Raw genomic sequence first — 572 nt, 5'->3', positions numbered from 1 at the left:
ATTCGTTTTAAGAATTAACTATAGAGTATAAAAACAATAATCAGACAAACCTTTAAGGATTTATGATGATTTTCATTGATGCATGTTTTAGAAAAGAAACACCTTATACGCCCGTTTGGATGATGAGGCAAGCGGGGCGTTACCTTAGCGAATATCAAGAGAGTCGTAAAAAAGCGGGGAGTTTCTTGGAATTGTGTAAAAATAGCGATTTAGCCACAGAAGTTACTTTGCAGCCAGTAGAGATTTTAGGCGTGGATGCGGCTATTTTGTTTAGCGATATTTTAGTAGTGCCTTTGGAAATGGGCTTGAATTTGGAATTTATCCCTAAAAAGGGACCGCATTTTTTAGAAACCATTACGGATTTAAAAAGCGTGGAAAGCCTGAAAATAGGGGCTTATAAACAACTAAATTATGTCTATGATACGATTTCTCAAACGCGCCAAAAGCTTTCTAAAGAGAAAGCGTTAATCGGTTTTTGCGGATCGCCTTGGACTTTAGCGACTTACATGATAGAAGGCGAAGGGAGCAAATCGTATGCTAAAAGCAAGAAAATGCTTTATAGCGAGCCTGAA

1 protein-coding gene is annotated in these 572 nt (G+C 37.8%); it reads left to right on the top strand.

Annotation, left to right across the window (positions count from 1 at the left end):
* Positions 1-62: 62 nt before the first annotated feature.
* Positions 63-572, top strand: a 510-nt coding sequence (locus IE260_RS43475) for a uroporphyrinogen decarboxylase family protein (protein WP_506005120.1), incomplete at its 3' end; no start/stop codon positions are given.

The organism is Streptomyces viridiviolaceus (assembly GCF_014650995.1).
In the GTDB taxonomy this organism is placed as follows: domain Bacteria; phylum Actinomycetota; class Actinomycetes; order Streptomycetales; family Streptomycetaceae; genus Streptomyces; species Streptomyces viridiviolaceus.
Note: the sequence above shows the minus strand (reverse complement) of the source record. Positions and strands in the feature narration are given on the sequence as shown.